This window comes from Pseudomonadota bacterium (assembly GCA_018823135.1).
Lineage (GTDB): Bacteria > Desulfobacterota > Desulfobulbia > Desulfobulbales > CALZHT01 > JAHJJF01.
Window position 1 is genome coordinate 1 of record JAHJJF010000010.1, and the last position, 3,312, is coordinate 3,312.

Annotated in this window: 2 protein-coding genes; both read right to left on the bottom strand. The window is 54.0% G+C overall.

The annotated features are described in order from the left end of the window. Positions 1–37: 37 nt before the first annotated feature. Complete coding sequence (locus tag KKE17_00625) at positions 38–973, bottom strand: polyprenyl synthetase family protein (protein ID MBU1708486.1); 936 nt, start codon at positions 971–973, stop codon at positions 38–40. Positions 974–1,037: 64 nt separating this feature from the next. Beyond that, positions 1,038–2,954, bottom strand: coding sequence for an ATP-dependent DNA helicase (locus tag KKE17_00630; protein MBU1708487.1), 1,917 nt, complete (start codon positions 2,952–2,954; stop codon positions 1,038–1,040). Positions 2,955–3,312: the final 358 nt, after the last annotated feature.

The following is a 3,312-nucleotide window of genomic DNA, read 5'->3' on the forward strand; positions in this document are numbered from 1 at the left end:
CACTCCACACTCAGCACTCAACACTCAACACTCAGCACTATTTCTCTCTTGTCAGCACATATCCTGCAAGCCCCACAAGTATGTTCTTTTCCGGAGAATCGGCAAATATATGCAAGGCAGCTGTTGCCTGGGCAATCATTTCTTCAGCCTGTTTTCTGGCGCTTTCAAACCCGCCGGAGCCCTTGATCATGGATTGTATCCAGGGGATGCCTGCAGCCCGTTCCTCCGGGGTCTTTTCCAGAAGCGCCAGGCACCGGATACGGTCCTTGCTGTCAACCTTCTCAAGGGCATGAATCAGCGGCAGTGTGATCTTTCCCTCCACAAAATCATTACCCACAACCTTGCCGGTCTTGCCGGGATCTCCGAGATAATCCAACAGGTCGTCGACAACCTGGAATGCCAGTCCGAGGTTGGTGCCGTAAAGCCGCAACGCTGCCTGCTGGATGGCATCCCCTCCGGCAATGATCACCCCCACTTCGCATGCAGCGATAATCAGGGCTGCGGTTTTCCCCTGCAGCACGGCAAAATATCGTTCCGCAGAACCGTCCCGTTCTTCGGCGTTTTTCATCTGCAGGAATTCCGCTTCAACCATATTCGCCGTTGCCCTGCCCACCAGCTCAAGACATTCCACCCCGCCGATTTCTCCGGCAAGAAGCATGGCACGGGCATGGAGATAATCCCCGGCAAGGATTACCGGCGTATTGCCCCAGATCCGGTTGGCCGTATCCTGGCCCCGACGCTGCTCTGCACGATCGATAACATCATCATGCAGCAAGCTGGCGGCATGCAGATATTCAAAAACCATGGCCAGCCGGTATATCTCAGCCTCTCGGTCCTTGATTGCCGGCCCGCCCGCCAGGCGCGCAGCCAGCACAGTGAGCAGCGGTCGCACCCGCTTGCCGCCGTTAAATATCGCATGCTCAAGAACCTCGGAAAGCAACGAGCCTTCAAGGGTGGCAAGATCATCACGCATGACCTGGTCAATTCTGCCGGCCACCGGTTTCAGATTTGCCAGCAATGTCTCACGATCCAAAGTGTTAATCCTCCGAAAAAAACAGTCTTAAATCATCAACATCACGGGTTACAGTGCTGGGTGGCAGACTTTTACGGAAGATGCCGCCGTACTGCTTGGTGAATAATCGAACATCAAGAACCGCCAGTATACCATTGTCGGAGGCAGAACGCAGCAACCTTCCCAGCCCCTGTCGCAAAGTGAGAATGGCCCGCGGCACCTGAAAATCCATAAATGGATTTCCCCCCTCTTCCTTGACCCTGTTGACCCGGGCCATGATCACCGGGTCGCTTGGAACTTCAAATGGAAGCTTGTCAATAATTACCGCACTCAAGGCCTCTCCGGGAACGTCCACTCCCTCCCAGAAACTGGCAACCGCCAGCAGAACGGAGTGGGTTTCCTTCTTGAACATCTCCAGCAGAACCGACCGCGGCGCTTCACCCTGCATAAACAATGGAAAATCAAGCTGCCCCTCCAGAAAATCCCTGGTGGCCAGCATGGCGCTCTGACTGGTGAAAAGCACCAGTGCCCTGCCGCCCACTGCCTGGATAATTTCATGGATTCTTTTCTGGGCCTTTTCCTGAAACAAAGGGCTGCCCGGTTGCGGAAAGCTGTTTTCCGGGACATAGAGCAGGGTCTTGCCCTGCCAGTCGTACGGAGTTTTCAGTTCCAGATATTCGGTTTCATCGGGCAGCCCAAGCCGGTTTGAAAAATAGCTGAAATCGCCGCCGGTGGTGAGGGTCGCCGAGGTAAAGACGACGCTTCTCACCTGTCCGAAAAAATGCTCCTGAAGCAGGGGAGCGACTTCAATGGGGGAGGCGGATAGAGCAATGGTCCGCTCCCTTCGTTCAAACCAGTAAACCGAGGCGCTGTCCAGCCCTTCGTGTATAGTCTCAAGAGAGTTATACAAATCCTGCGCCCGCCTCACCATGCCGGTCCAGATGTCGCTCACCGGCTCAAGCTTTTCAAGCTCCAGGGACAACCCGGCAAATCTGTCGGCAAGGGCATTGACGGCAGACTCCCAGGAGGCGGATGATTCGATAAATTCAAGCAGCGGGAATCTTCCCTTTTCCCTGGGGAATATCCCGGCAAAGGTTTCCGCCTCGGAAGCCAGGGCCCGGGCCAGCTGAATTATCCGCGCCCGGTCTCTATCCGGCAGCCGCTCCTCTGCTGTTTTTTCAATATCCTGCACCAGATCCAGTAATTGATACTGGCTGAAGGAAGTTCCGAAGTACCGGGTGGCGACGTTTTCCAGATGATGCGCTTCGTCGAAAATTACCGATTCATAGCGGGGCAGGACCTCTGCAAAGCCAAAACGCCGCAAGGCCAGATCGGAAAAGAAAAGATGATGATTGACAATCAGGATATCCGCTTTGCCGGCTGTGCGGCGCAGTTTATTGATAAAACAGGACGGTCCTTCCGGGCAGTGAATGCCAAGGCATTTACTGGTTGAAGAACTTACCGCGTGCCAGAAAGGCGAATCGTCGGGCAACCAGTGGAGTTCGGCCCGGTCACCGGTTTCGGTCTCGGAAAGCCAGTCTCGAACCCGGTCGACCCCGAAATCATCGTCGGCAAAAAGATGACTTTGCCGGGATACGGCATGCTGCTTCCAGCGATAAAGACAGAGATAATTCTGTCTGCCCTTGACGCAGACGGATTGAAGATGGGGCGCAATGTGTTCCCTGATAAAAGGGATTTCCTTCTGGAGGATTTGGTCCTGCAGATTCAAGGTGCCGGTGGAAACCACAATCTTCCTGCCGCAAAGCACCGCCGGAACCAGATAGGCCAGGGTCTTGCCGATTCCGGTGCCGGCTTCCACCGCAAGCGCCCCACCGTCCAGCGCCGTAGCCACGGCCCGGGCCATTTCAAGCTGCCCCGCCCTTAATTCATATCCCGGCAATCGCTGGGCAAGGATGCCGCCCGGAGCAAAGATATTCTCTATTTCCTGTACTATCGTTTCCAGATCCATCAGCTATAAACCGCCTTGACATACTGAAAATCGTTTTGATAGCGTAGAATTATAACAAACTTCAACGACTTTCGACTGAAGTCGTTGAAGTGAGGCACAGAGGCAGAAGGCACAAAGTGTAAAAATACAAGCACCAACCACATCGACAGTCCTTGAGTGCTGAAACTTCTTCATATTGAATTTCTTTATTACCTTTTACTCTGTGCCTTCTGCCTTCTGCCTCTGTGCCTGTTTACACGCTCACAGCTGACGACCGTCTGAAGGCGGTGGTGAACCCTGACTTGAGATTAATAAACAATCTCTCCGTCAGCATCGGCCCTTGAACCAATTA

Excerpts from the sequence above, each read along its gene's own strand:
- KKE17_00625 (MBU1708486.1), bottom strand. The coding sequence starts at position 973 with ATGCGTGATGATCTTGCCACCCTTGAAGGCTCGTTGCTTTCCGAGGTT.